This is a genomic window from Hydrogenophaga palleronii NBRC 102513 (assembly GCF_001571225.1).
GTDB classification, from domain to species: Bacteria; Pseudomonadota; Gammaproteobacteria; order Burkholderiales; family Burkholderiaceae_C; genus Hydrogenophaga; species Hydrogenophaga palleronii.
Map to the genome: position 1 here is coordinate 50,703 of NZ_BCTJ01000017.1, position 24,465 is coordinate 75,167.

General features: G+C 69.1%; 24 protein-coding genes. 16 read left to right on the top strand and 8 right to left on the bottom strand.

Going from position 1 to position 24,465, the window contains the following annotated elements:
• Positions 1–42: 42 nt before the first annotated feature.
• Genes HPA01S_RS13370 through HPA01S_RS13380 form a run of 3 tightly spaced genes read right to left on the bottom strand, consistent with a single transcriptional unit; the run spans position 43 to position 3,154 of the window.
• Positions 43–873 (bottom strand): carbohydrate ABC transporter permease, encoded by an 831-nt coding sequence (locus HPA01S_RS13370; protein WP_066270787.1) that lies wholly within the window; start codon positions 871–873, stop codon positions 43–45.
• Between the two features lies 1 nt (position 874).
• Positions 875–1,810 carry a carbohydrate ABC transporter permease gene (locus HPA01S_RS13375; protein WP_066270789.1) on the bottom strand — a complete coding sequence of 312 codons (936 nt, stop codon included), beginning with the start codon at positions 1,808–1,810 and terminating at the stop codon, positions 875–877.
• A gap of 15 nt (positions 1,811–1,825) precedes the next feature.
• Entirely contained in the window at positions 1,826–3,154 is a 1,329-nt protein-coding gene (locus tag HPA01S_RS13380; RefSeq protein WP_066270792.1) for an ABC transporter substrate-binding protein, read from the bottom strand.
• A 184-nt stretch (positions 3,155–3,338) separates the two neighbouring features.
• Between HPA01S_RS13380 and HPA01S_RS13385 the strand changes: the two genes are divergently transcribed.
• Both HPA01S_RS13385 and HPA01S_RS13390 read left to right on the top strand, forming a co-directional pair.
• Positions 3,339–4,154 (top strand): phosphodiesterase, encoded by an 816-nt coding sequence (locus HPA01S_RS13385; RefSeq protein WP_084360676.1) that lies wholly within the window; start codon positions 3,339–3,341, stop codon positions 4,152–4,154.
• 118 nt (positions 4,155–4,272) lie between these two features.
• Complete coding sequence (locus HPA01S_RS13390; protein WP_066270798.1) at positions 4,273–4,950, top strand: HAD family hydrolase; 678 nt, start codon at positions 4,273–4,275, stop codon at positions 4,948–4,950.
• Positions 4,951–4,968: 18 nt separating this feature from the next.
• Here the strand turns inward: HPA01S_RS13390 and HPA01S_RS13395 are convergent, their stop codons facing one another.
• The gene (locus HPA01S_RS13395; RefSeq protein WP_066270800.1) at positions 4,969–5,715 is read right to left on the bottom strand and encodes an IclR family transcriptional regulator; all 747 of its coding nucleotides are present in this window, start codon (positions 5,713–5,715) and stop codon (positions 4,969–4,971) included.
• 116 nt (positions 5,716–5,831) lie between these two features.
• Here HPA01S_RS13395 and HPA01S_RS13400 point away from each other — a divergent pair, with 116 nt between their 5' ends.
• The 4 genes from HPA01S_RS13400 (at position 5,832) to HPA01S_RS13415 (ending at position 9,680) form a co-directional block, all read left to right on the top strand.
• Positions 5,832–6,764 (top strand): hydroxymethylglutaryl-CoA lyase, encoded by a 933-nt coding sequence (locus HPA01S_RS13400; protein ID WP_066270802.1) that lies wholly within the window; start codon positions 5,832–5,834, stop codon positions 6,762–6,764.
• A gap of 17 nt (positions 6,765–6,781) precedes the next feature.
• A complete protein-coding gene (locus tag HPA01S_RS13405; RefSeq protein WP_066270806.1) occupies positions 6,782–8,014 on the top strand; it encodes a CaiB/BaiF CoA transferase family protein in 1,233 nt (410 codons plus the stop codon).
• A gap of 64 nt (positions 8,015–8,078) precedes the next feature.
• A complete protein-coding gene (locus HPA01S_RS13410; RefSeq protein ID WP_066270807.1) occupies positions 8,079–9,017 on the top strand; it encodes a LysR family transcriptional regulator in 939 nt (312 codons plus the stop codon).
• Positions 9,018–9,116: 99 nt separating this feature from the next.
• The gene (locus HPA01S_RS13415; RefSeq protein WP_066270808.1) at positions 9,117–9,680 is read left to right on the top strand and encodes an NADPH-dependent FMN reductase; all 564 of its coding nucleotides are present in this window, start codon (positions 9,117–9,119) and stop codon (positions 9,678–9,680) included.
• A gap of 7 nt (positions 9,681–9,687) precedes the next feature.
• On the opposite strand, the gene HPA01S_RS13420 is transcribed toward HPA01S_RS13415, so the two are convergent.
• From HPA01S_RS13420 to HPA01S_RS13430, 3 genes are all read right to left on the bottom strand, one after another.
• Complete coding sequence (locus tag HPA01S_RS13420) at positions 9,688–10,491, bottom strand: carbon-nitrogen hydrolase family protein (RefSeq protein ID WP_066270809.1); 804 nt, start codon at positions 10,489–10,491, stop codon at positions 9,688–9,690.
• An 8-nt stretch (positions 10,492–10,499) separates the two neighbouring features.
• Positions 10,500–12,191, bottom strand: coding sequence for a flavin monoamine oxidase family protein (locus HPA01S_RS13425; protein ID WP_066270900.1), 1,692 nt, complete (start codon positions 12,189–12,191; stop codon positions 10,500–10,502).
• 80 nt (positions 12,192–12,271) lie between these two features.
• Complete coding sequence (locus tag HPA01S_RS13430) at positions 12,272–12,901, bottom strand: LysE/ArgO family amino acid transporter (RefSeq protein ID WP_066270811.1); 630 nt, start codon at positions 12,899–12,901, stop codon at positions 12,272–12,274.
• Positions 12,902–13,014: 113 nt separating this feature from the next.
• Here HPA01S_RS13430 and HPA01S_RS13435 point away from each other — a divergent pair, with 113 nt between their 5' ends.
• The 10 genes from HPA01S_RS13435 to HPA01S_RS13480 all read left to right on the top strand — a co-directional run bounded on the left by HPA01S_RS13435 (position 13,015) and on the right by HPA01S_RS13480 (position 22,801).
• On the top strand, positions 13,015–13,938 hold the full coding sequence (locus HPA01S_RS13435) for an HTH-type transcriptional regulator ArgP (RefSeq protein ID WP_066270812.1): 924 nt from the start codon (positions 13,015–13,017) through the stop codon (positions 13,936–13,938).
• A 12-nt stretch (positions 13,939–13,950) separates the two neighbouring features.
• Positions 13,951–15,624: an arginine--tRNA ligase gene (argS, locus tag HPA01S_RS13440; protein WP_066270813.1), complete on the top strand. Its 1,674-nt coding sequence runs from the start codon at positions 13,951–13,953 to the stop codon at positions 15,622–15,624.
• A gap of 13 nt (positions 15,625–15,637) precedes the next feature.
• Complete coding sequence (locus HPA01S_RS13445; protein ID WP_066270814.1) at positions 15,638–16,336, top strand: SPOR domain-containing protein; 699 nt, start codon at positions 15,638–15,640, stop codon at positions 16,334–16,336.
• Between the two features lie 90 nt (positions 16,337–16,426).
• Positions 16,427–17,077 carry a thiol:disulfide interchange protein DsbA/DsbL gene (locus HPA01S_RS13450; protein ID WP_066270816.1) on the top strand — a complete coding sequence of 217 codons (651 nt, stop codon included), beginning with the start codon at positions 16,427–16,429 and terminating at the stop codon, positions 17,075–17,077.
• 179 nt (positions 17,078–17,256) lie between these two features.
• A complete protein-coding gene (gene lptA, locus HPA01S_RS13455) occupies positions 17,257–17,886 on the top strand; it encodes a lipopolysaccharide transport periplasmic protein LptA (protein ID WP_066270818.1) in 630 nt (209 codons plus the stop codon).
• Positions 17,883–18,695, top strand: a complete 813-nt coding sequence (gene lptB / locus HPA01S_RS13460) for an LPS export ABC transporter ATP-binding protein (protein ID WP_066270819.1) — start codon at positions 17,883–17,885, stop codon at positions 18,693–18,695. Before lptA ends, lptB begins: the two co-directional genes overlap by 4 nt.
• 139 nt (positions 18,696–18,834) lie before the next feature.
• Positions 18,835–20,478 carry an RNA polymerase factor sigma-54 gene (gene rpoN / locus HPA01S_RS13465; RefSeq protein ID WP_066270820.1) on the top strand — a complete coding sequence of 548 codons (1,644 nt, stop codon included), beginning with the start codon at positions 18,835–18,837 and terminating at the stop codon, positions 20,476–20,478.
• 61 nt (positions 20,479–20,539) lie between these two features.
• Entirely contained in the window at positions 20,540–21,877 is a 1,338-nt protein-coding gene (locus HPA01S_RS13470) for a THUMP domain-containing class I SAM-dependent RNA methyltransferase (RefSeq protein WP_066270822.1), read from the top strand.
• A gap of 2 nt (positions 21,878–21,879) precedes the next feature.
• Complete coding sequence (locus tag HPA01S_RS13475) at positions 21,880–22,326, top strand: putative toxin-antitoxin system toxin component, PIN family (RefSeq protein ID WP_306307124.1); 447 nt, start codon at positions 21,880–21,882, stop codon at positions 22,324–22,326.
• A 64-nt stretch (positions 22,327–22,390) separates the two neighbouring features.
• Positions 22,391–22,801: an anthrone oxygenase family protein gene (locus HPA01S_RS13480; protein ID WP_066270826.1), complete on the top strand. Its 411-nt coding sequence runs from the start codon at positions 22,391–22,393 to the stop codon at positions 22,799–22,801.
• 13 nt (positions 22,802–22,814) lie between these two features.
• On the opposite strand, the gene HPA01S_RS13485 is transcribed toward HPA01S_RS13480, so the two are convergent.
• Positions 22,815–24,440, bottom strand: a complete 1,626-nt coding sequence (locus HPA01S_RS13485) for an FMN-binding glutamate synthase family protein (RefSeq protein ID WP_066270830.1) — start codon at positions 24,438–24,440, stop codon at positions 22,815–22,817.
• Positions 24,441–24,465 lie beyond the last annotated feature (25 nt).

A 24,465-nucleotide genomic window follows, 5' to 3' on the forward strand; every position in this document is an offset into this window, starting at 1 on the left:
GCCACAGAGGGGGGAAGCCGCGCAGCGGCGCAGGGGGGTGTCTCACTTCAACCCAGCGTGCATGAAGCTGTCGACGAAGCGGCGCTGGAAGATCAGGAACAGCAGCATCAGCGGGGCGATCACCACCATGGTGGCGGCCATCAGGCGTGGCCAGTCGGCACCGCTGTCGGCCTTGGCCAGCAGGCCCAGGCCGATGGGCAGGGTGCGCACCGTTTCGCTGTTGGTGACGAGCAGCGGCCACATGTAGTCGTTCCAGTGCGTCACCACGGAGATCATGCCGAACGCGATCAGCGTGGGCTTCACCAGCGGCAGGTAGACATGCCACAGCGTGGCCCAGTGGCCGCAGCCATCGAGGCGCGCGGCGTCGGCCAGGTCGTTCGGCACCTGGCGGAAGGCCTGGCGCAGCATGAAGGTGCCGTAGCCGCTGGCAATGAACGGCACCATCAGCGCCCACAGGCTGTTGAGCAGGCCGAGCTCGCGCACGGTGATGAAGTTGGTCAGGAAGGTGGCGTAGATCGGGAACATCACCTGCAGCAGGAACAGGCCGAACAGCACGTCGCGCCCCGGGAAGCGCAGCCGCGCGAAGGCATAGGCCGCCAGGGTGATGGTGGTCAGCTGCGCCAGCAGAATGCCGCCCGTGACGAGCAGCGAGTTGATGAGGTACATGCCGAACGGCGCGACGGACAACGCGGCCGGGTAGTTGCTCCACTGCAGCACCTGCGGCAGCAGGCCGGCCGCGGGGTCGAAGATCTCGGCGCGGGTCTTGAACGAGGTCAGGGCCATCCACGCCAGCGGGCTGAGCCACAGCAGCATGGCCGGCACCAGCAGCCAGTGCATCCAGCGCGAGCGGGCAAAGAGGGTTCGGGTCAGCATGTCATCGGCCCATGTAGTGAACGCGCCGGCCGAGCGTGACGGCCACGATGCCGATCAGGCCCATGACCACCAGCAGCAGGATGTTGGCGATGGCCGAGGCGGTGCCGATGTCCTGGAACTGGAAGGCGTTCTGGTAGATGTAGAACGTGAGCACGTTGGTGGCATCGGCGGGGCCGCCCTGTGTCATCACGAACACGTAGTCGAAGATCTGGTACGAGTGCAGCACGCCGATGATGACCACGAAGTAGAGCGTGGGCGAGATCAGCGGCACGGTGATGTGCACCAGCTGCCGGAAGCCGGACACACCATCGAGCCGGGCCGCTTCGTACAGGTCGCGCGGCACCAGTTGCAGGGCCGCAAGCAGGATCAGCATGAAGTAGCCGGCGTACTTCCAGATGCTCATGAAGATGATGGCCGGCAGCGCCCACTGCCGGTCGTACAGCCACTCCAGCTTGGGCAGGCCCAACAGCTCCATCAGGCCGTTGATGGGGCCGTAGCCCGGCGCGTACAGAAACACCCACACCATGCCGGCGGCCACCGAGGGCACCATCACCGGGTAGAAGAAGATCGAGCGGTACAGCGCGGTGCCGCGCAGCTTGCGGTCCAGCGCCACCGCCAGCAGCAGCGCCAGGCCGATGGAGGTGGGCACCGTGATCACCATGTAGACCACGGTGTTGCGCAGCGACTGCCAGAACAACGCGTCGTGCCACAACCGCTGGTAGTTCTCCCAGCCGACGAAGAAGATCTCGGCCGATCCGAGCTGCACGTCGAAGAAGCCGTACATCAGCGAGCGCACGATCGGCCAGTAGGTGAACGCCGCCAGGAACACCAGCGACGGCGCGAGCATCACCACCGCGGTGATGAGCTCGCGACGCCGCGCGCGGCTCCGGACGACGGGCACGGCTTCCACAGGGTCGGCCAGGGTCAGGGTGGTCATGGCGTCGTCAGTCCATCAGCCGCGGCGGCGGGCCAGGCGCTGGATTTCGAGGTTGGACTTGGCGGTGGCTTCGCGCAGCGCCACGTCGGGCTTCACCTCGCCGGCCAGCGTGCGGTCGATCGCGCTCTGCAGGTGCGCGCGCACCTTGTGGTAACCCGGCACCTGCAGGAAGGCGCCGGCCACCTCGGCGGTGACGAAGGCCGAGCGCGACTCGGGCACCTTGGCCACGTGGGCCTTGAGCGCCGGCGTTTCCCACGAAGACTTGCGCGCCGCCAGGTAGCCCGTGTCGATGCACCACTGGGCCTGGTTGGCGGTGTTGGTCATCCAGCGCGCAAACGTCCAGGCTGCGCGCTTGTGCGCGTCGGGCTGCTTCCTGGCGATCAGGATCGGGCCGCCGCCCATGGTCGAGCCGATCTGTTTGCCCTTGGGCATGGGCGCCACGCCGACCGGGAACGAAGACGACTTGAGGATGTTGGTCATCGAGCCGGTGGAGTGGTACAGCATGGCGGTGCGTCCGGCCATGAAGTCGTTGGCCGAGCTCTCCCAGGTGGAGGCCGCGGGCATCAGCTTCGCCTGCGCCATGCGTTGCCAGAACTCCAGCGCGTGCACGCTTTGTGGCGCGTCGAAGGCCACCTTGTCCTTGCTCCAGAACACCAGGCCGTTCTGGCGCACGAAGCTCTCGAAGATCCAGTCGTGCCAGCCGCCGCCGATGGTCAGGCCCCATTGCGACACGGTGTCGCCCTGGCGCACCGCGAGGGCCTTGGCCATGGTTTCCAGTTCGGTCCAGTCCTTGGGCGCGGCCTTGATGCCGGCTTTTTCAAAGGCGTTCTTGTTGTAGTACAGCACCGGCGTGCTGCACTGGAACGGCAGGCCGTAGAGCTTGTTGTCGGACATGCAGGTGCCGAGAAAGCCTGGCAAGAAATCCTGGAACACGTCGTCGGCCTTGGCCAGCGCGGTCACGTCTTCCAGCGCGTCCATGTCGAGGAAGGTGCGCAGCATGGAGTTGATCGGCAGCCAGCTGGCCGGCGGGTCGCCCACGCCCAGTGCGGTCATCACCTTCTGTTCGGTGTTGTCGTAGCTGCCGGCATAGATCGCCTCAACCTGGATGTCGCTGTGCGCGGCATTGAAGCTGCTGATCATGTTCGACACCAGGCGGTTGATGTCGCCCGACACGCCCACCGGGTACATGAAGGCCAGCTTGACTTGCTGCTGGCCGCTGGCGAACAGGGGCATGCCGCCGAACATGGCGGCGGCCGACACGCCGGCGCCCGCCTTCAGCAACTGGCGGCGTTGGGTGGAAACGCCCGGGGCGGGCTGGGCGGGGGCGGCGGTGAAACGGGACATGGCACGGCTCCTTCAAGGCAAGGTGATGGACAAAGTGGGTCGAACAGACCACGGAAAGACAACTGGAAAAAACAGCCCGTATGCTCCCGTCGCCACGTGACAAACATATGAAATCCACACAAACAAGATCAGTTCCACATCAATTCATGGAATTGTGTTGAAGGCCGTCTTAGACTCCGGCGCCATGCCCTCCCCTTTGTTGATTGCCCAACTCTCCGACCCCCACATCGGCACCGGCCCGGCGTTTCTGGGCGGGCGCATGGACACCGAGGCCGCGCTGCGCCGCGCCGTGGCCCATGTGGCGGCGCTGCAGCCGGCGCCCGATCTCGTGCTGCTCACCGGCGACCTCACCGACCGTGGCACGGCCGCCGAATACGCGGTGGTGGCCGATGCGCTGGCCCCGTTGGGCATGCCGGTGTACGCGGTGCCGGGCAACCACGACGACCCGACGGTGGCGCGCAATGCCCTGCGCCGCTGCATGCCGGTGGCGCCCGATGCGCCGGCCGGTGCCTGCTGCTACACGCTGCGGGTAGGCGGCCTGCACCTGATCGCGCTCGACACCGTCGTGCCACGCCAATCACACGGCGCGCTGCAGCCGGACCAGCTGGCCTGGCTGGCTCGCGCGCTCGATGCCCGCCGGGGCGAGCCGGTGCTGCTCTTCATGCACCACCCGCCCTTGCCCACCGGCATCGAAGCCATGGACGCCTGCAGCCTCATGGAGGGGGCTGATGCACTGGCGGCGCTGGTGCGCGGCCATGGCCAGGTGCAGGGCCTGCTGTGCGGCCACCTGCACCGCGCGGTGCAGATGCAGTTCGGCGGCGCGCCGCTGCACGTGGCGCCCTCGGTGGCGCACCAGATTGCGCTCGACCTGCGGCCCGGTGCGCCGCTGCACGCGCGGCTGGAGCCGCCCAAGATCTCGCTGCACCGCTGGTCCCCCCTGCACGGCCTGTGCACGCACCTGAGTTACGTCGAGCCCTTCGGCCCGATGATCCCGCTGTGATGCCGCCGGCCAGGGCCGGCTTCGAGCGCCACCACCTTGCCGACCTGCGCCGCCGGTGTGGCCCTGAAAGACCACCGCGCCACCGCGCCGATCCCGCCATCAAACCCCCTCGCAACCCATGACCACACTGGCCTTGTTTGACCTGGACCACACCTTGCTCGACGGCGACGGCGATGACCTGTGGTGCCGATTCGTGCTGCGGCATGGCCTCGTCGATGCCGGCTTGCAGGCCCGCAATCGGCAGATGGGGGCCGACTACCGCGCCGGTCTGGTGGGGGCCGAAGCCTTCAGCGATTTCTACGCCAGTTTGCTGGCAGGGCACACGCCCGCGTTCTGGGCGCCGTGGCAAGACCGCTTCCTGGCCGAAGAGATCCGGCCGCGCCTGCCGGACGCGGCACGCGCGTTGCTGGCCTCGCACCGCGCGGCCGGCCACACGCTGGTGCTCACCACCGCCAGCAACAGCGTGATCGCCGCGCGCACAGCGGCCGAGCTCGGCTTCACCTGCTGGCTTGCCACCGAACTCGCGCTGGCCGATGGCGTGTTCACCGGCCGGGTGGACGGTGTGCCCAACATGCGCGAAGGCAAGTTGCAGCGCATGAAAGCCTGGATGGCCGGGCAGGCACTGCCGGCCCATGCACTGGACCAGGCCTGGTTCTACAGCGACTCCATCAACGACCTGCCGCTGCTCAGCAGCGTGGGACACCCCGTGGCGGTGAACCCGGACGCCACGCTGCACAAGCACGCCACCGCGCACGGCTGGCGCGTGATCGACGTGCTCGGCAAGGCCCTGGCCTGAGCCCGCGGCGGCGGGCGTTCAGCCCACCCGCCCGCTCAACTGCCGCGCCGCCGCCAGCACCCGCGCCACGTGGCGCGGGTCGAAGCGGTGTGCCGGCATGGTGAGGGTGAGCGCGGCGGCCACCGTATCGTCGGCCTGGAACACGGGCGCCGAGATGCCGGCCACCTCGGCCAGGCGGTCGCCCACCGCGGTCATGAAGCCGTCGGCGCGGATGCGCGCATACACGCGCTTGTCGGCTGGTGTGGGTTTGCGGCCGTCGTCGCCGGCACCGAAGGCCGAGAGCACACGCCCGCCGGTGCCCCGGTGCAACGGCAGCACCTCGCCGGCGCGGATGTGGTCGCGCACCGGCTGCGGTGAGTCCACGCGGTAGAGGCACAGGCGGGTCTGGTTCGGCGCCTGGCCCTGGCGCACGTGGTAGGCCGCACTTTCGCCGGTGGCCGCTACCAACTGGCGCAGCACCGGCATGACGATGCGGTCGAGCGAGAACGACGCCGCGTACACGCCGTGCAGGCGCGCCACCTCACCGCCCAGCGCGTAGCGCCCGTCGTCCAGCCGCTGCAGCAGGTGCGCGTGTTCCAGCGAGGCGAGCAGGCGCAGCGCGGTGCTCTTGTGCAGTTGCGTGCGCTCGGCCAGTTCGGCCAGCGAGAGCGTGGCATCCCCGGCGCGGAAGGCGCCGAGCAGGGAGAGCGCGCGGTCCACCGCAGCGGTGCCACCGCTGGCAGCGTTGCCATCGGCCAGCGAAGGGGTGGCGGTTTTGCGGGGCATGGTGGGCGCGGGGCAGCTGGTATGTACCGGGTTGACAGTGGCATGGGCATCTGCCATTCTTTTGGCAGTAAGAATACTGTTCTATCTAGCGAAACGCAAGACGACGCGCCGTTTTCATGTCCAGAACGCCCAAGCTGCCCGAAGTGCTCATCAGCGAAGTTGGTCCACGCGACGGCCTGCAGTCGGTGCAGGCCACCATGCCGACGCTGCACAAGCTGCGCTGGATCGACGCGCTGGTGGCTGCCGGCCTGCGCGAGATCGAGGTCGGCTCCTTCGTGCCGGCCCGGCTGCTGCCGCAGATGGCCGACGTGGTGGATGTGGTGCAGCACGCGCTGCGCCACTCCGGCCTGACCGTGATGGCCTTGGTGCCCAACCGTCGCGGCGCCGAGGCCGCGCTCGCCGCAGGCGTGCACAAGATCACCCTGCCGGTGTCGGCCAGCGAGGCGCACTCGCTGGCCAACGTGCGCAAGACGCGTGAGCAGATGCTGGACGAGCTGCGCGCGGTGCACGCGCTGCGCCGCGACAGCGCGCCCGGCGTGGCGATGGAAGTGGGCCTGTCCACCGCCTTCGGTTGCACGCTGCAGGGCGTGGTGGCCGAGGACGACGTGATCCGCCTGGCCGTGGCCTGCGTGGAGGCGGGGGTGGACGAGGTCGGCCTGTCCGACACCACCGGCATGGCCAACCCGGCGCAGGTGCGCCGCCTGTTCACCCGCCTGCGCGCGGAACTGGGCGCACGCGCCGGTGCCGCCCACATGCACAACACGCGCGGCTTGGGCCTGGCCAATTGCCTGGCGGCTTATGACGTGGGCGTGCGCACCTTCGACGCCTCGCTCGGTGGCCTGGGCGGTTGCCCGTATGCGCCCGGTGCGTCGGGCAACGTGGTCACCGAAGACCTGGTCTTCATGTTCGAGGCCATGGGCGTGCGCACCGGCGTGAACCTTCCACAACTGATCGCCGCACGCGCGCCGCTCCAGGCCGGCCTGCCGAGTGAGCCGGTGTACGGCATGACACCCGAAGCCGGCCTGCCCAAGGGCTGGGCCACGGCCTGATCTTCATCCCGCCCCCCATGACCCACACTTCCGCTGACGCCACCACCCACACCACCGCTGCCCGCCCGCTGCCCTTCGAGGGCATCCGCGTCGTTGAATTCACCCACATGGTGATGGGCCCCACCTGCGGCATGGTGCTGGCCGATCTGGGCGCCGAGGTCATCAAGGTCGAGCCGCCCACGGGCGACAACACGCGCCGCCTGCTCGGCTCGGGCGCCGGTTTCTACCCGCTGTTCAACCGTAACAAGAAAAGCCTGGTGCTGGACCTGCAGACGCCCGAAGGCCGCGAGGCGGTGCTGCGCCTGATCGCCACCGCCGACGTGGTGAGCGAGAACTTCAAACCCGGCACCATGCAGAAGCTGGGGCTGGACTACGCCAGCCTGAAGAAGCTCAACCCGCGTCTCATCTACGTCAGCCACAAAGGCTTTCTGCCCGGGCCTTACGACCACCGCACCGCGCTCGACGAGGTGGTGCAGATGATGGGCGGCCTGGCCTACATGACAGGGCGACCGGGCGACCCGCTGCGCGCCGGTTCGTCGGTGAACGACATCATGGGCGGCCTGTTCGGCGCCATCGGCGTGATGGCCGCGCTCAGCGCGCGCGAACGCACCGGCGAAGGTGTGGAGGTGCAAAGCGCGCTGTTCGAGAACAACGTGTTCCTGGTCGCGCAGCACATGATGCAGTTCGCCGTCACCGGCCTGCCCGCCGCGCCCATGCCCGAGCGCATCTCGTCCTGGGGCATCTACGACGTGTTCCAGGTGAAGGGCGGCGAGCAGATCTTTCTCGCGGTGGTGAGCGACACCCAGTGGGCGATCTTCTGCGACGCCTTCGGGTATGCCGACCTGCGGGACGACGCGCGCCTGCAGGGCAACAACAACCGCGTGCGTTGCCGCGACTGGTTGATTCCGCTGCTGCGCGAGCGCCTGGCGCTGCAGAGCGCGAGCGAACTGGCCGCCGTGTTCGAGCGCCACGGCCTGCCCTTTGCGCCCATCACCAAACCGCACGAGCTGTTGGCCGATCCGCACCTGTGCGCCACCGGCGGCCTGGCGCCCATCACCCTGCCCGATGGCGAGCGCGCCGGCGAAACCGCACAGACCGTGCTGCTGCCGCTGGCGCTGGACGGCGAGCGCCTGGGCGTGCGCCGCAGCCCGCCGCGCCTGGGCGAACACAGCGACGCCCTGCTGACCGAGCTGGGTTATGCGCCAGACGACGTGGCGCGGTTGAGCCGAACGGTGGAAAAGCCTGCGTGAATGTCATCAATCAACGCCCGGGTTTCATCCATCCTTCACCTCCAGTGAGGTAATCTTTGGCCCCGTGGCCAAACTCAAGCAACTCGAAACCTTTGCGGCCGTGGCGACCCGCGGCAGCCTGACGGCGGCGGCCAAAGCCGAGGGCGTGGCCCCGGCCATCATCGGGCGCCGGCTCGACGCCCTGGAAACCCGGCTGGGCGTGAAACTGATGGTGCGCACCACGCGGCGCATCACGCTCACCCACGAAGGCAGCGCCTTCCTGGAAGACTGCCAGCGCCTGCTGGTGGACCTGGCCAACGCCGAAGCCAGCGTGAGCGCCGGCGGCGTCAAGGCCAGCGGGCATCTGCGCATCACCGCGCCGGCCGGCTTCGGCCGCCGCCACGTGGCGCCGCTGGTGCCGCGTTTCCACGAACTGCACCCTGAAGTCACCATCTCGCTCAACCTGAGCGACCGCGTGGTGGACGTGGCCGGCGAGGCCTACGACTGCGCGGTGCGCGTGGGCGACCTGCCCGACTCCTCGCTGGTGAGCGTGCGCCTGGCCGACAACCGCCGCCGCTGCGTGGCCGCGCCGCGTTACCTGCAGCAGCACGGCCGCCCGCAGGTGCCGGCCGACCTGGCGCGCTTTGACTGCCTCACGTTGTCCAGCGACGCTTCGCAGACGCGCGGCTGGGCGTTTTCGGTGCCGTCAGTGGGCGACAAGCACGCCGCCAACGCCGAGCGCGAGATCGTGCACCTGCGCCCGGTCGGCCCGCTGGACTGCACCGACGGCCAGGTGTTGCGCGAATGGTGCCTGGCCGGTTACGGCATCGCCTGGCGCAGCACCTGGGAGATCGAGGCCGACATCGCCGCCGGGCGGCTGGAGAGCGTGCTCGACGATTTCGCCGCGCCGCCCAACGGCATCTTCGTGCTGTTCCCGCAGCGCAAGCACATGGCCTTGCGGGTGCGCCTGTGGATCGACTTCCTCAAGCAGGAGTACGCGCGGCCCGATTTCTGGGCTTCCTGAGATCCTGTCTCCCGAATCCGAATCCGAATCCGAATCCGAATCCGAATCCGAATCCTTCTCCCGACTTCTTCAACCCCCACACCCGGAACACACAACACCATGGTTTCCTTGCTCGGCATCTCCGGCAGCCTGCGCGCATCGTCTTTCAACACCGCCTTGCTGCGCGCGGCCCAGCCGCTGGCGGGCGACAGCGCGCGGCTGGACGCCGCCACGCTGCACGGCATTCCGCTCTACGACGGTGACCTGGAGCAGCGTGAAGGCACGCCGGCGGCGGTGCGCACGCTGAAAGAACAGATCCTCGCCAGCGACGGCCTGCTGCTGGTCTCGCCCGAATACAACAACGGCGTGCCCGGTGTGTTCAAGAACGCGGTGGACTGGCTCTCGCGCCCCACGCCCGGCCTGCCCGACGTGTTCCGCGAGCGCCCGGTGGCGGTCATCGGCGCCTCCCCTGGTGGCTTCGGCACCATCCTGTCGCAGGCGCACTGGCTGCCGGTGCTGCGCACCCTGGGCACCCACACCTGGCAGGGTGGCCGGCTGATGGTGTCGCGCGCGTCTTCGGTGTTCGGTGAAGACGGCACGCTGCAGGACGACAAGGTGCGCCAGCAGCTCGGCGAATTCGTGCAGGGCTTCGCGGCCTTCGTGGCGGGCACGAAGCGGGGCTGAGCCGGCTTCAGCGGGCCAGCGGTCCGTACAGATCGGGCCGCCGGTCCTTCAGCTGCGAACCGGCGCGGTCGGCCAGCAAGGCGCTGCGCGACAGCGTGACGATCTCCAGCGCTTCGGTGCGCGCGGCCTGCGCGAGCAACCGGCCCATGGCGTCGCACACCGTGCTCAGGCCACCGTAGGTGGTGCCGCCTTCGCTGCCGCAGGCGTTGGCGTAGGCGACGAACACGCGGTTCTCCAGCGCGCGCGCCGGCAGCAGCAGCTGCGGCACCTCGTCGTACTCGACCATGTTGGCGGTCGGTACCAGGATCGCATCGGCGCCTTGCAGTGCGAGGCCACGCGCGGGTTCGGGGAACTCGATGTCGTAACAGACCAGCAGGCCGAGTTGCCAGCCGCGCCAGGTGAACACGGCAGGGGCTTGCGGGCCGGGGCTGAACTGCGCGCGGTCGGTGTCGCCGAACAGCTGGGTCTTGCGGTAGTTCGCCAGGCGCTGGCCATGTTCGTCCACGAACTGCGCCGCGTTGTACGGCTTGCCGTCAGGCCGCTGTTCGGGGTAGCCGTAGGCGATGGCGATGCCGTGTTGCCTTGCGATGCCGGCCACCGCCTGCGCCAGCGCGCCATCGGCCGGCTCGGCCACGGCGGCCACGGCATCGACGCCGATCTGGTAACCGGTGAGCGACATCTCCGGGCAGACCAGCAGGTCGGCGCCCTGGGCACGCGCCTGTGCCGCGGTGGCGTCGAGCAGCAGCAGGGCTTCGGTGCTGTGCGCGGCGTAGGGGCACTGCCAGATGGCGAGGTGGAGGTCTGGTGCCATGGTGGTGCTCAGTCGGGAAGTGCCATCGGGCCGAGCGTGGCGAACAGGTCGCCCGGTCCGGGGTTGTCGGCGTGCGTGCGCCCGCCCAGGTGTTTGACGATGCCCCACACCGCGTTGAGCGAGGTCTGCACCGCGCCCTCGACCCAGGCCGGGGTGAAGGACACGTCGTCACCGGCCAGGAAGATGCCGCGTTCGGCGGCGGCGAAACCGTCCTGCATGAAGTGGCTGTACATGCGGTGGTTGTAGCGGTAGTGGCCGGGCAGCGCGCCCTTGAAGGCGCCGAGGAAATGCGGGTCGGCCTCCCAAGACACGCTGATCGGGTCGCCGATGATGTGGCTGGCAATGCCCACGTCGGGGTAGATCTTCTGCAGCGCCTGCAGCGCGAGCTGCACGCGCCTGTGGGTGTCGTGCGGCAGCATCTTCAGCGCGTCGCCCATCCAGGCGTAGCTCAGGCAGATCACGCCGGGCTGCTCGGGGCCGTTGTCGAACAGGTAGGTGCCGCGCGTGAGGCGGTCGGTGAGCGTCATGCCCATCTGCGGCCAGCCCTTTTGCGCACCCCGTTCGCGCAGTTCGTTCCAGAACGGGCGGTCCACCATCACGAAGGTTTTGGACGACTGCATGTAGCGCGTGCGGTCCAGCGCCATCCAGTGTTTCTGCGAGAACAGCGTTTCTTCCACCGCGATCTGCGTCGTCAGCAGCCAGCTCTGGCAGGTGGTGAGCACGGCCGGATAACGGTGGGTGTTGCCCCAGGTGTCGGTGACGGCCAGCTCGTTGCTGGCCGCGCGTGCGATGGCCGTGACACCGGGGCGCGGCGCACCGTGGTGCAGGCTGGCCAGCGTGGTGCCGGCGGGCCAGTGGCGCAGCTCGTGCGCGGCCGGCGCGTGTTGCCACAGGCCGAGTGGCACCTGCTGCACACCACCCACGATGAGGTACTGGTTCTCGTCGCAGCCGGTGAGCACCACGCGCAGGATTTCCAGCATCGAGTTGGGAAAGTCCGAGTCCCAGCCGCCGGTGCCGAAGCCGACCTGGCCGAACACCTCGCGGTGCTGGAACGACAACCGCGCAAAGGCCTCGGAGGTGGCGACAAAGTCGTAGAAGGTGCGGTCGTCCCAGAGCGGCACCAGCCGGTCCCACAGCGCCTTGAGTTTCACCGCGTCGCGCTCGCGCAGCGCCTGCTGCAGGCCGCTGAAACCGGCACCGGCTTCCAGCGCCTGGTCCCAGGCCTGCGCCACCTCGGCAAACAGCGGCGGCAGGTCGGCCAGGCTGCGCGCCCAATGCGTCTGGCCTTCCAGATCCACCACGGTGCAGTTGGCCGCCGGCGTGAGCGGGTTGGGGAAAGGGCGGGTCTGCAGGCCGAGCCGGTTGACGTAATGGAAGAACGCGGTGCTCGACGCCGGGAAGCGCATGCCGCCGAGTTCGGCCACCACGCCCTGGCCGCCCTCGAACGCCTGCGAGCGCAGCCGCCCGCCCATGCGCGAGGCTTCGTACAGCACGGGCTTGAGGCCCAGCTTCATCAACTCGTAGGCCGCCACCATGCCGGCCATGCCGGCGCCGACGATGGCCACCTCCTGCCCGAGCCGCTCGGCCGGCAGCTCACCCAGGCCTTGCGGGTGCTGGATCCAGTCGTCGAAGGCGAACGGGAAGTCCGGGCCGAACAGGGTCAGGGGTGCGTTGGCGTCGCGTGGGGCGGGCATGGGCATGGTGCGGTCGGGGAAAGAGGAGCCCACTGTGGCAGCTGCGGCGGCGGCGCGCAATGCCGGCGCTGCCTGGGCGGTCGGGGTCAGAACAGGCTGACAAGCAACCAGAACGCCGTGCCCCACATCATCAGCGCCACCAGGCCGTCCAGCGCACGCCAGACGCGCAGCGAGTTGAGCCGGCGGCCGAGCCAGAACGCGGCCGCGCCCAGGCTGACGAACCACACCAGCGAGCCGGTGGCCGCGCCCAGGCCGAAGGTCGTGCTGCCCTGGCCGTAAGCCAGCGAGGCGGTGCCGATCAGCACCGCGGTGTCGAGCCAGGCATGCGGGTTGAGGAAGGAAAAGGCCAGGGCCGACAGCACCGCCTGGCGGCGCGAGACGGGCGGGGCTGCCACGCCGCCCTGGGCGTCGAGCACGAAGGCACGCGGGCGCAGAAAACGCTGGAATGCCTGCCAGCCGTAGACCGCGAGGAACAACATGCCGGCGCCGATCAGCGCGCCCATCAGCTTGTCGGACAGGCCGCCGAGCTGCGCCAGGCCCAGCACGCCCAGGCCGATCAGCACCACGTCGGCCAGCGCGCAGGTGAGCACCGTGAGCCACAGGTGCTGGCGTTGCAGGCCCATGCGCAGCACATGGGCGTTCTGCGGGCCGATCGCCATGATCAGCGACATGCTCAGCACCATGCCGGCGGTGAAGGTGGGAAAGGCGAGGGTCATGGGGAAGTCCGGGAAGCGAATGCGTGGAATGGCCGCGAGTGTGCGCCCGGTTGGCTCGGTTTTAAATCAAGTTAACTTAAACTCGGATCGCTTGAAAATAACTTGAGTTGCATATGCTCGACGCCCGCCAGCTGGAGGCTCTCAACGCCGTCATCGAACACGGTGGCTTCGGCCCTGCCGCGCAGGCGCTGTCGATCACGCTGGCGGCGGTGTCCCTGCGCATCAAGTCGCTCGAAGACACGCTGGGCCAGCGTTTGCTGGTGCGCGGCAAGCAGGTGCGCGCCACGCCCGCCGGCCAGGCGCTGCTGGCGCATGTGAAACAGGTGCGCATGATGGAAGCCGACCTGCTCGACGGCCTGCAGGGCGGCGCGGCCCGGGGCGGCGCGCGCTGGCAGAGCCTGTCGGTGGCGATCAACGCCGACTCGGTGGCCGGCTGGTTCCTGCCCGGCGTGGCGGCGCTGCTGCAGCGCCACCGGCTGCTGCTGGACATCATGATCGACGACCAGGACCACACACACAGCGCGCTCAAGAGCGGCGACGTGATGGGCTGCGTCACCACGCTGGCCACGGCGATGCGCGGCTGCGTGGCCGAGCCGCTGGGCGTGATGCGTTACCACTGCGTCGCCGCGCCCGCCGTGGCGCAGCGCTGCCGCACACCGCGCGGCGCCGTCTCGCTGCACAAGCTGCTGGCGCAGCCGGCCATCATCTTCAACCGCAAGGACGCGCTGCAGGACGCCTACCTGGAACAGCACTTCGGCCTGCGCCAGCCGCACTACCCGCGCCACTTCGCGCCGGCGGTGGAGGCGTTCGAGACGGCGATCGAACTCGGCCTGGGCTGGGGCATGGTGCCCGAGCAGCACCTGTCGCAGCGGCCGGGGCTGGAGGAGCTGCAGCCCGGCGCCACGGTGGACGTGCAGCTGTACTGGCACCACTGGACGCACGAATCGCCCTCCGCGCAGCGGCTGACCGAGGCGGTGAAGGCGGCGGCGCGCGAGCGGCTGCGGCCGGTGCCGGCCGGGGCCGCGCCCGCCGCCTAAAATCTCCCCCCTATGCTCAAGATCAAACAGGAACTGCTGGCCGGCCTGGCCAGCGCGCTCGACAGCCTGTCGCCCGGCGCGGGTGCCAAGGCGGGGTTCGAATCGCCCAAGGTGGCGGCCCATGGCGATTTCGCCAGCACCGCGGCCATGCAGCTGGCCAAGCCGCTCAAACTCAACCCGCGCCAGCTCGGCGAGAACCTGCGCGGGCTGCTGCTGGCGCAGCCGGTCTACCAGCGCTGGGTGTCCGACATCGACCTGGCCGGTCCGGGTTTCCTCAACATCCGCCTCAAGCCCGAGGCCAAGCAGCAGATCGTGCGCGAGGTGCTGCAGGCCGGTGAGGCGTTCGGCATGCAGCCGTCCAACGGGCAGAAGCTGATGGTGGAGTTCGTCTCCGCCAACCCCACCGGCCCGCTGCACGTGGGTCACGGCCGCCAGGCCGCGCTGGGCGATGCGATCTGCAGCCTGTACAGCACCCAGGGCTGGGCCGTGCACCGCGAGTTCTATTACAACGACGCCGGTGTGCAGATCGGCACCCTGGCCACCTCCACCCACCTGCGCACCCAGGGCGTGAAGCCGGGCGACGCGGGCTGGCCGGAAGCGGCCTACAACGGCGACTACATCCAGGACATCGCCGACGACTTCCTGGCGAAGAAAACCGTGAAGGCCGACGACCGCGAGTTCACCGCCAGCGGCGACGTGAGCGACCTCGAAGGCATCCGCCAGTTCGCCGTCGCCTACCTGCGCCACGAGCAGGACCTGGACCTGCAGGCTTTCGCGGTGAAGTTCGACCACTACTACCTGGAGTCCAGCCTGTACACCAGCGGCCGCGTGGCGGCCACGGTGCAGCGCCTGATCGACGCCGGCAAGACCTACGAACAGGACGGCGCGCTCTGGCTGCGCACCACCGAGTACGGCGACGACAAGGACCGCGTGATGCGCAAGTCCGACGGCTCGTTCACCTACTTCGTGCCCGACGTGGCGTACCACATCGCCAAGTGGGAGCGCGGTTTCAGCAAGGTCATCAACATCCAGGGCACCGACCACCACGGCACCATCGCACGCGTGCGCGCCGGCCTGCAGGCCGCCGACGTCGGCATTCCGCAGGGCTACCCCGACTACGTGCTGCACACCATGGTGCGCGTGGTGCGTGGCGGTGAAGAGGTGAAGATCAGCAAGCGCGCCGGCAGCTACGTGACGCTGCGCGACCTGATCGAATGGACCAGCAAGGACGCGGTGCGCTTCTTCCTGCTCAGCCGCAAGCCCGACACCGAATACACCTTCGACGTCGATCTGGCCGTGCAGAAGAACAACGACAACCCGGTGTACTACGTGCAGTACGCGCACGCCCGCATCTGCTCGGTGCTGACCTCCTGGGGCGGCGACGTGGCGAGTCTGGCCGACGCCGACCTCGCGGCGCTCGACAGCGCGCCGGCCCAGGCCCTGATGCTGCTGCTGGCCAAGTACCCCGCCATGCTGAGCGACGCTGCGCGCGACTTCGCGCCGCACGACGTCACCTTCTACCTGCGCGAGCTGGCAGCCAGTTACCACAGTTACTACGACGCCGAGCGCATCCTGGTGGATGATGAAGCGGTGAAACGGGCGCGCCTGGCGCTGGTCAAGGCCACCGCCCAGGTATTGCACAATGGTCTGGCAGTGCTGGGTGTCAGTGCCCCGCAGAAGATGTGATGGTGAACCCGCAATGAAAAAGAAAACCTCTGCGACCCGCAGCTCCTTCGGCGGCACCCTGATCGGCCTGGTCGTGGGCCTGCTCATCGGCCTGGGCCTGGCGCTGGCGGTGGCCGTTTATGTGACGCGCGTGCCAATCCCTTTCGTGGACCGCAACGTCTCGCGCAATGCCGACCAGGACGCGCGCGAAGCCGAACGCAACAAGGGCTGGAACCCCAACGGCGCCCTGGGTGGCGGCGCCAACGTGCCCGCCCCGCCGGCGCCGGCCGTGCCGGCGGCACAGACCCCGGGTGCCATCGTGGTGCCACCGGCCGACGGCCAGGCACTGCCGCCGCCCCCTGCCGCAGCCACCACCACGCCGCGTTCGAGCGGTGACCCGCTGGGTGACCTGGCGCAATCGCGTTTGGGTGGCCAGACCGCACCGCCGCCGAGCGCTGCCGCACCACCGGTCGCCACCGTGCCCCCGGGCGCCGACCCGTTCACCTACTTCGTGCAGGCCGGTGCCTTCCGCACGCCGGAAGACGCTGAGTCGCAGCGCGCCAAACTCGCCATGTTGGGGCTGGACGCCGCCATCAGCGAGCGCGAGCAGAACGGCCGCACCGTGTTCCGTGTGCGCATCGGCCCCTTCAACCAGAAGGCACTGGCCGACCTGACGCTGGAGCAGTTGCAGGTCAACAACGTCGAAGCGGCGCTGGTGCGCGTGCAGCGCTGAGCTTCGGCCTCTCGGCGCGCCCGGTGCGGCGCGGGAACTTTTGCCCGCGCCGGCCGCCCCAATGTGGCCCTTCTCATGGAGCCTGATTCGATGCAACGTCGCGATTTTTCCCGGTCCCTGCTGGCGGCCGGCACCACGGCGGTTGGCGCTGCCGCCGGCCTGACGCTCACCCCCGCACTGGCCCAGCGCGCCGCCCTGCAGGAGGGCAACCACTATGTGCGCCTGCCTGCGCCCGCGCCCGTGCAGGCCCCGGCGGGACAGATCGAGGTGGTGGAGTTCTTCGCCTACACCTGCGGCTTCTGCTACCAGTTCGAGCCCATGCTGCACGCCTGGGAACAGAAGAAACCGGCCGACGTGAAGCTGCGGCGCGTGCCGGTCGGCTTCAGCCGCGAGTTCGTGCCGCTGCAGCAGCTGTTCTTCACGCTGGAAGCCATGGGCCAGATCGACGCCCTGCATCCAAAAATCTTCCAGGCCATTCATGGCGACCGCGAGCCGCTCATCACCCCGCCGGTGATCCTGGAGTGGGTGGTCAAGCAGGGCGTGGACCGCGCGCGCTATTCCGAGATCGCCACCAGCGAAGCCATCGGCCGCAAGATCGCCGACGCCATCCGCCTGCACGACGCCTACGGTGTGGAGGGCACGCCCTCGCTGGGCGTGGCCGGCAAGTACTGCGTCAAGGGCCAGGGCGCACAGACCCTGGTGATTGCCGACGCCCTGATCGCCGAAGTGCGCAAGGCCTGAGCGCGCCTGCCGGGGCACCCCGCCATGACCGGCCAGGCCCGCTTCGCGCGGGCCTGCTGCTTTTCAGGCCATGGCTGCTGCGGGAAACCGGGAATACCGCTCGGACTTGGTGCTCGGGTGGGCCGGTGGCAGGCCCATCGGCCGCTACAATGAATGCAAGTTTCGTGCCCTCACATCCCATGCCCGCATCCACCACTCCACGCCGCGCCATCCCCTGGCTGCTCTGCTTGAGCGCCGCTTTGTGGTGCGCCAGCGCCGCCCAGGCGGAAAAAGCCGATCGCAACATGCCGCTGAACGCCGAGGCCGATGCGCTGCGCCACGACGATGCGCGCCAGACCAGCGTCTTCACCGGCAACGTGGTCATCACCAAGGGCACCATCATCATCCGGGGTGACCAGGTCGAGGTGCGCCAGGACCCGCAGGGCAACCAGTTCGGCATCGTGCACGGCAAGCCCGGCTTCTTCCGCCAGAAGCGCGATCTGGTGGACGAGTTCATCGAAGGCACCGGCACCCGCATCGACTACGACGGCAAGAACGACACCGTGCGCTTCACCGGCAACGCGGTGCTCAAGCGCTTCAAGGGCACCCAGCTCAACGACGAGACCACCGGCAACGTGATCGTCTACAACAACACCACCGACGTCTTCACCGTCGATGGCGGCCCGGCCAACCGCACGGCGGCCAACCCCACCGGCCGCGTGCGCGCCATGCTCACGCCGGTGCCCAAGGAAGGCGCCGCGCCGCCCGCCGTGCCGGCCGCGCCCGCCACCCTCAAGCCCAGCCCGCAGCTGGAAGAGACGCGCCCGTGACGGATGTGACCGACAAGGCGCCCGCTGCGGCGGCGCCATCCCGGCCCCGGCCGGCCGCCGCCCCGGTGGTCAGCCGGCTCGAAGCGCGTGGCCTGCAGAAGTCCTATGGCAGCCGCAAGGTGGTCAAGGACGTGTCGCTCGCGGTGTTCAAGGGTGAAGTGGTCGGCCTGCTCGGCCCCAACGGCGCCGGCAAGACCACCTCGTTCTACATGCTGGTCGGCCTGCTGCGCAGCGACGCCGGCCAGATCCTGCTCGACGGCCAGGCCATCGAAGACCTGCCGATCCACCGCCGTGCGCGCCTGGGCCTGGGTTACCTGCCGCAGGAGGCCTCGATCTTCCGCAAGCTCAGTGTCGCCGAGAACGTGCGTGCCGTGCTCGAACTGCAGCAGGACAAGGACGGCAAGGCCCTGGGCAAGGAAGCGATTGAAAGCCGCCTCGGCGAGCTGCTGCGCGACCTGCACGTGGACCACCTGCGCGATTCGCCCGCGCCCGCGCTCTCGGGCGGTGAGCGCCGCCGCGTGGAGATCGCGCGTGCGCTGGCCACCGATCCGCGCTTCATCCTGCTCGACGAGCCCTTCGCCGGCATCGACCCGATCGCAGTGATCGAGATCCAGCGCATCATCGGCTTCCTGAAATCGCGTGGCATCGGCGTGCTGATCACCGACCACAACGTGCGCGAGACGCTGGGCATCTGCGACCGCGCCTACATCATCAACGACGGCCACGTGCTCACCAGCGGCACGCCGGCCGAGATCGTGGAAAACGCCGACGTCCGCCGGGTCTATCTCGGCGAACACTTCCGCATGTGATGGCCCACATGTTGTGCGACCCACGCTGGCCGGCGGAGGTTTCTCCGTCCAGGGCACCCGAGGAACCGGCTTTGCCAGGCCTCAGGGTACGCCCCCCTGCTGGGGGGGCGCGCGCAGCGCGGCGGGGGGTGCTCCCTCCATGAAACAAGGCCTGTCCCTTCGCGTCTCGCAGCACCTGGCGCTCACGCCCCAGCTGCAGCAGTCGATCCGCCTGCTGCAACTCTCCACGCTGGAGATGGCGCAGGAAGTCGAGCAGATGCTCGACGAAAACCCCTTCCTCGAACGCACGGAAGACATGGCCGAGCGCGAAGCCTTCGGCCTGGAGCAGACCGATGTGCCGGTGAGCGCGGGCGAGCAGATCGCCGACGCCGCCGTGCCCGAGGCGAGTGGTCCCCTGCTCTCGGCCAGCGACAGCAGCGCGGCCACCACCAGCAGCAGCAACGACACCGAGGGCGACGGCCTGGAAGGCAAGCTCGACGGCGCCACCCCGGTGGAAGAAAGCTGGGAGGGTGACGGCACGGTGGAGATGGCGCCCGACGACAGCGAGTGGGGCGGCGACGCGCCCGCGCGCAACAGCGGTTCGGGCGATGGCGACGAAACCGCCACCGCCGCCGACCTGGCGCGCGCGCCGGTCAGCCTGCAGGATTTCCTGCACGAACAGGCGCGCTGCCTGCGCCTGAGCGACGAAGACCGCGCCGCGCTGTACTTCCTCATCGAGTCGCTCAACGACGACGGTTACCTGGACGAGAGCCTGTCCGAGCTGGCGCTCGCCTGGCTGCAACTCTCCGGCGTGCCGACGCGCGCCGGTGGCCCCGATGACGAACTGGAAGTGCGCGAGGCGGTCGAGCAGCGCCTGTCGGTCGCACTGCAGCTGCTGCAGCACATGGAGCCCTCGGGCGTGGGCGCGCGCGACCTCGGCGAATGCCTGCGCCTGCAGATCCTGGAACTGCGCAACACACCCGAGGCGCGTGCCGCACTCGCGATCTGCGGCCAGCCGCTGGAGCTGATGGCCAAGCGCGACATCAAGCGCCTGTGCAACCTGTGCGGCATCGACGACGAAACCGCGCGCGCCGCGCTCGGCCTCATCGCACGGCTGGAGCCCAAGCCCGGGCGCCGCTTCATCGACGTGGAGCGCAACGTGGTCGTGCCCGACGTCATCGTCACGCGCGCCGGCCGGGGCTTCAAGGTCACCCTCAACGCCGACGTGATGCCGCGCCTGCGCGTGCACGACGTGTACGCCAACGCCATGCGGCAGAACCGCGGCGGGCGCGACGGCGGTGCCGGCGGCGAAGCCGGCCACGCCGCCATGCAGCAGCGCCTGCAGGAAGCGCGCTGGTTCATCAAGAACATCCAGCAGCGCTTCGACACCATCCTGCGTGTCTCCAGCGCCATCGTCGAACGCCAGCGCAACTTCTTCATGCACGGTGAACTCGCCATGCGCCCGCTGGTGCTGCGCGAGATCGCCGACGAACTCGGCCTGCACGAGTCCACCATCAGCCGCGTGACCACCGCCAAATACATGGCCACGCCGTTCGGCACCTACGAACTCAAGTACTTCTTCGGCTCCTCGCTCGGCACCGAAACCGGCGGCAACGCGTCCAGCACCGCGGTGCGTGCGCTGCTCAAGCAGTTCATTGCCTCCGAGGCGCCGAGCAAGCCGCTGTCCGACAACCAGCTCTCCGACCTGCTGCGCGAGCAAGGCATCGAGTGCGCGCGCCGCACCGTCGCCAAGTACCGCGAGGCGCTGCGCATCGCGCCTGCCAACCTGCGCAAATCACTTTGAACACGGCCCCCACGCTCCACCGCTTCCGCCTTGGGGCGGCCCGGTGGCGAAACGTCTTTTTATGAATCAACTCCAGGTTTTTCTGCCCTGCGCCGCCGGCGTGGAAGACATGCTCGCCACCGAGGTCCAGGCCATCACCGGCGAGGCCTCGCCCTACAAGGGGCGCGGCGGCGTGGCGCTCAACGCGTCGTGGCGCGACGCCATGCGGCTGAACCTGCACAGCCGCCTCACCCAGCGTGTGCTGGTGCAGCTCTGGCACGGCGGCTACCGCAGCGAGCAAGACCTGTACGCCGCCGCCAGCGAGGTGGCCTGGGAGATCTGGTTCACGCCGAAGGAGACCATCAAGGTCGAGATCACTGCGCAGCACAGCCCGCTGACCTCGCTCAACTTCGCCGCTCTCAAGGTGAAGGACGCCATCTGCGACCGCTTCCGCGCCAAACGCGGCGAGCGGCCCAGCGTCAACACCACCTGGCCCGACGTGCGCATCTACGTGCACCTGACCACCGACACGGTGAGCCTGTACATCGACACCTCGGGCGAGCCACTGTTCAAACGCGGCTGGCGTGAAGACAAGGGCGATGCGCCGCTGAAGGAAACCCTGGCCGCCGCCATGATCGCGGCCACCGGCTGGCAGGCCGGGCCCGACACGCCGCTGAACGAGATCGCGCCGCTGTACGACCCCTGCTGCGGCAGCGGCACGGTGGTGATCGAGGCGGCGCAGATCGCGCTCAACATCGCGCCCGGCCAGCTGCGCCGCTTTGCGTTCGAGAAACTGCTGCCGTTCCAGCCGCACGTGTGGCAGGCAATCAAGGCCGACGCGCAGCGGCAACAACGCGAATGGCCCGAGGGCCAGCCGCCCATCGTGTTCGGCAGCGACGTGTCCTTCCGCATGGTCGACTTCGCGCAGCGCAACGCCGAACGTGCTGGCGTGGCGCACGCGGTGGAACTGCGCGGCGGCGATGCCCTGCAACGCACACCGCCGAGCGACAAACCCGGCGTGCTGCTGCTCAACCCGCCTTACGGCGAGCGCATTGCTGCCGCCGGTGTGGCCGGTCAGAATTCGGAAGACCGCGCCAGCGCACGCGCCCAGCGCATGGCGCCGCGCGCGCCCCGCACCTTCACCGTGGGTGCACCCCCGCCACCCACCCCAGGCCAGGGCCGCGAGAGCGCGCAGATGGCCGATGGCGGCGACGGCAGCGACTTCTTCAACCAGCTCGCCGCGCACTGGAAGACCCACTACGCGGGCTGGAGCGCCTGGCTGCTCACGCCCGACCTCAAGCTGCCCGGCAAGATGCGCTTCAAGGAATCGCGCCGCGTGCCGCTGTGGAACGGCCCGATCGAATGCCGGCTGTTCCGCTTCGATCTCACCGCCCGAAAACCCCGCACCACCGAGACTTGAGCGTGTTGTCCATCGAGCCGATGACCACCGACGCGCTGGTGCTCGACACCAACATCGCGCTCGACCTCTTCGTTTTCCAGGACCCGTCCACCGCGCCACTGCGCGACGCCCTCGCCCGCACGCCCGGTACCTGGCTGGCCACTGCCGCCATGCGCGAAGAACTGGTGCGTGTGCTGGCCTACCCGCAGATCGTGCGCAGCCTGGCGGCGCAGGCGCGCCCGGCGCAGGAGGTGCTCGACGCCTTCGACCGCGGCACCCGCCTGGTGGACGTGGCGCCCAGGGCGGCCTACGCCTGCAAGGACGCCGACGACCAGAAGTTCATCGACCTCGCCGCCGCCCACCGCGCCACCCTGGTCAGCAAGGACGACGCCGTGCTCTGCATGGCCAAGCGACTGGCCCGCGTGGGCGTGCACGTCTGCCGCCAATGGAGCCCGGCTCTTTCGGAATGACGCACCCCGCCGTGCCCTCGTTCTGGCTGCGCTGCTGCTGCTCACGGCCCTGGGCGCGGCCACCATGGGTGGCACCTTCTTCGCCTTCTCCAGCTTCGTCATGAAGGCGCTGGCGCAGTTGCCCGCCGCACAGGGCGTGGCCGCCATGCAGCGCATCAACCCGGGGTTCATGGGGGTGTTCATGGGCACGCTGCTGCTGTCGCTGGTCTGCCTGGTGCTGGCCTTCCTGCCCGCCGGCAGCGCCCACCAGGCCGGGCTGATCGCCACCGGCCTGCTCTGCGCCGTCGGCACCTTCGGCGTCACCATGGCCTTCAACGTGCCGCGCAACGACCGGCTCGCGAAGCTGGATGCCGCATCAGCCGAAGCCGCGGCGTACGGGCCGGTCTACGTGCGCGAGTGGACGCGCTGGAACACCGTGCGCACGGTGGCGGGGCTGGCCGCAGCGGTGGTGGCGGTGTGGGCGTGCCTGGGCTGATCGACCGGGGCCGTCAAGCCAGCCCGAACCGCTCCGCACTCGCCCGTTCCCAGTAGGTGGTGAACACCGTGTGCTGTGCCGCCAGATCGGTCAGCAGTGCGCCCGGTGGTGTGGACGGCAGGAGCTTGGCGAGCAGGCTCACCTCGTTCTCGCTCACGCGGCGCACCAGGTGGTGCGAGGTGATCTGGCGCGGGTGCTGCAGGCCGGCTGCCTGCACCAGTTCGCGCAGCGCTTCCAGCGTGCTCTGGTGGAAGTGGAACACGCGCTCGGCCTTGTCGGGCACCACCAGAGCCTGCTGGCGCACCGGGTCTTGTGTGGCGACGCCGGTGGGGCAGCGGCCGGTGTGGCAGCTCTGGGCCTGCAGGCAGCCGAGGGCGAACATGAAGCCGCGTCCGCTGTTGCACCAGTCGGCGCCGATGGCCATGGCGCGCACGATGTCGAAGGCGCTCACTACCTTGCCGGCGCAGCCTATTCTGATGTGCTCGCGCAGGTTCACGCCCACCAGCGTGTTGTGCACCAGGCGCAGGCCCTCCTGCAGCGGCGCGCCCACGTGGTCGGTGAACTCCAGCGGCGCCGCGCCCGTGCCACCCTCGGCACCGTCGACCACGATGAAGTCGGGCCGCACGCCGGTCTGCAGCATGGCCTTGACGATGGCGAACCATTCCCACGGGTGGCCGATGCAGAGCTTGAAGCCGACCGGCTTGCCGCCCGAGAGCTCGCGCAGCCGGCTGATGAAGTGCATCAGCTCCAGTGGCGTGGAGAAGGCGCTGTGCGACGAGGGCGAGATGCAGTCCACGCCCACCGGCACGCCGCGCGCGGCCGCAATCTCCGGCGTGACCTTGGGGCCCGGCAGCACGCCGCCATGGCCCGGCTTGGCGCCCTGGCTGAGCTTGATCTCGATCATCTTCACCTGCGGGTCGATCGCACTGGCCTGGAAGCGCTCGGGGCTGAAGCGGCCGTGTTCGTCGCGGCAGCCGAAGTAACCCGAGCCGAGCTCCCAGATCAGGTCGCCGCCGTTGAGGCGGTGCCAGGCCGAGATCGAGCCTTCACCGGTGTCGTGCGCGAAGCGGCCGCGCTTCGCACCGGCGTTGAGCGCCTGGATCGCGTTGGCCGACAGTGCGCCAAAGCTCATGGCCGAAATGTTGAACACGCTGGCGTCGTAAGGCTGCGTGCAGGCATCGCCACCGATCAGCAGCCGGAAATCGTGCGAGGGCAGCGTGCTGGGTTGCATCGAGTGGTTGAGCCACTCGAAGCCGTCGCAGGCCATGTCGAGCTGTGAGCCGAACGGGCGCTGGTCCGGCTCGCCCTTGGCGCGTGCATAGGCCAGGCTGCGCTGGCTGCGCGAGAACGGCGTGGCGTCGTTGTCTGCCTCCAGGAAGTACTGCCGGATCTCGGGCCGGATCTTCTCGAACATGAAACGCAGGTGGCCGATCACCGGGTAGTTGCGCAGCACCGAGCTTTTGGTTTGCTGCATGTCCCAGACGCCGACGATGGACAGCGCCCCGAACACCAGGAACAGCAGCAGCGCCAGGCCGCCGCCGGACACCACCATCGCGAACAGGCTCAGCAGGGCGATCAACACGCACAGGCCGAAGGCGGTGTAGCGCGTGGGGTAGATGGCGTTGAGACGGTCGAGCATCGTGGCTTTCTGCGTGTGGGGCGGG

Bases quoted from the DNA above. Each gene is read 5' to 3' on its own strand.
- HPA01S_RS13480 (WP_066270826.1), top strand. From the start codon at position 22,391: ATGGGTGGCACCTTCTTCGCCTTCTCCAGCTTCGTCATGAAGGCGCTG.
- HPA01S_RS13395 (WP_066270800.1), bottom strand. From the start codon at position 5,715: ATGCCCCGCAAAACCGCCACCCCTTCGCTGGCCGATGGCAACGCTGCC.
- HPA01S_RS13415 (WP_066270808.1), top strand. From the start codon at position 9,117: ATGGTTTCCTTGCTCGGCATCTCCGGCAGCCTGCGCGCATCGTCTTTC.
- HPA01S_RS13405 (WP_066270806.1), top strand. From the start codon at position 6,782: ATGACCCACACTTCCGCTGACGCCACCACCCACACCACCGCTGCCCGC.
- HPA01S_RS13420 (WP_066270809.1), bottom strand. From the start codon at position 10,491: ATGGCACCAGACCTCCACCTCGCCATCTGGCAGTGCCCCTACGCCGCG.
- HPA01S_RS13470 (WP_066270822.1), top strand. From the start codon at position 20,540: ATGAATCAACTCCAGGTTTTTCTGCCCTGCGCCGCCGGCGTGGAAGAC.
- HPA01S_RS13380 (WP_066270792.1), bottom strand. From the start codon at position 3,154: ATGTCCCGTTTCACCGCCGCCCCCGCCCAGCCCGCCCCGGGCGTTTCC.
- HPA01S_RS13450 (WP_066270816.1), top strand. From the start codon at position 16,427: ATGCAACGTCGCGATTTTTCCCGGTCCCTGCTGGCGGCCGGCACCACG.
- HPA01S_RS13390 (WP_066270798.1), top strand. From the start codon at position 4,273: ATGACCACACTGGCCTTGTTTGACCTGGACCACACCTTGCTCGACGGC.
- HPA01S_RS13375 (WP_066270789.1), bottom strand. From the start codon at position 1,810: ATGACCACCCTGACCCTGGCCGACCCTGTGGAAGCCGTGCCCGTCGTC.
- HPA01S_RS13485 (WP_066270830.1), bottom strand. From the start codon at position 24,440: ATGCTCGACCGTCTCAACGCCATCTACCCCACGCGCTACACCGCCTTC.
- argS (WP_066270813.1), top strand. From the start codon at position 13,951: ATGCTCAAGATCAAACAGGAACTGCTGGCCGGCCTGGCCAGCGCGCTC.
- HPA01S_RS13430 (WP_066270811.1), bottom strand. From the start codon at position 12,901: ATGACCCTCGCCTTTCCCACCTTCACCGCCGGCATGGTGCTGAGCATG.
- HPA01S_RS13400 (WP_066270802.1), top strand. From the start codon at position 5,832: ATGTCCAGAACGCCCAAGCTGCCCGAAGTGCTCATCAGCGAAGTTGGT.
- HPA01S_RS13370 (WP_066270787.1), bottom strand. From the start codon at position 873: ATGCTGACCCGAACCCTCTTTGCCCGCTCGCGCTGGATGCACTGGCTG.
- HPA01S_RS13425 (WP_066270900.1), bottom strand. From the start codon at position 12,191: ATGCCCATGCCCGCCCCACGCGACGCCAACGCACCCCTGACCCTGTTC.
- lptA (WP_066270818.1), top strand. From the start codon at position 17,257: ATGCCCGCATCCACCACTCCACGCCGCGCCATCCCCTGGCTGCTCTGC.
- HPA01S_RS13445 (WP_066270814.1), top strand. From the start codon at position 15,638: ATGAAAAAGAAAACCTCTGCGACCCGCAGCTCCTTCGGCGGCACCCTG.
- rpoN (WP_066270820.1), top strand. From the start codon at position 18,835: ATGAAACAAGGCCTGTCCCTTCGCGTCTCGCAGCACCTGGCGCTCACG.
- HPA01S_RS13435 (WP_066270812.1), top strand. From the start codon at position 13,015: ATGCTCGACGCCCGCCAGCTGGAGGCTCTCAACGCCGTCATCGAACAC.
- HPA01S_RS13385 (WP_084360676.1), top strand. From the start codon at position 3,339: ATGCCCTCCCCTTTGTTGATTGCCCAACTCTCCGACCCCCACATCGGC.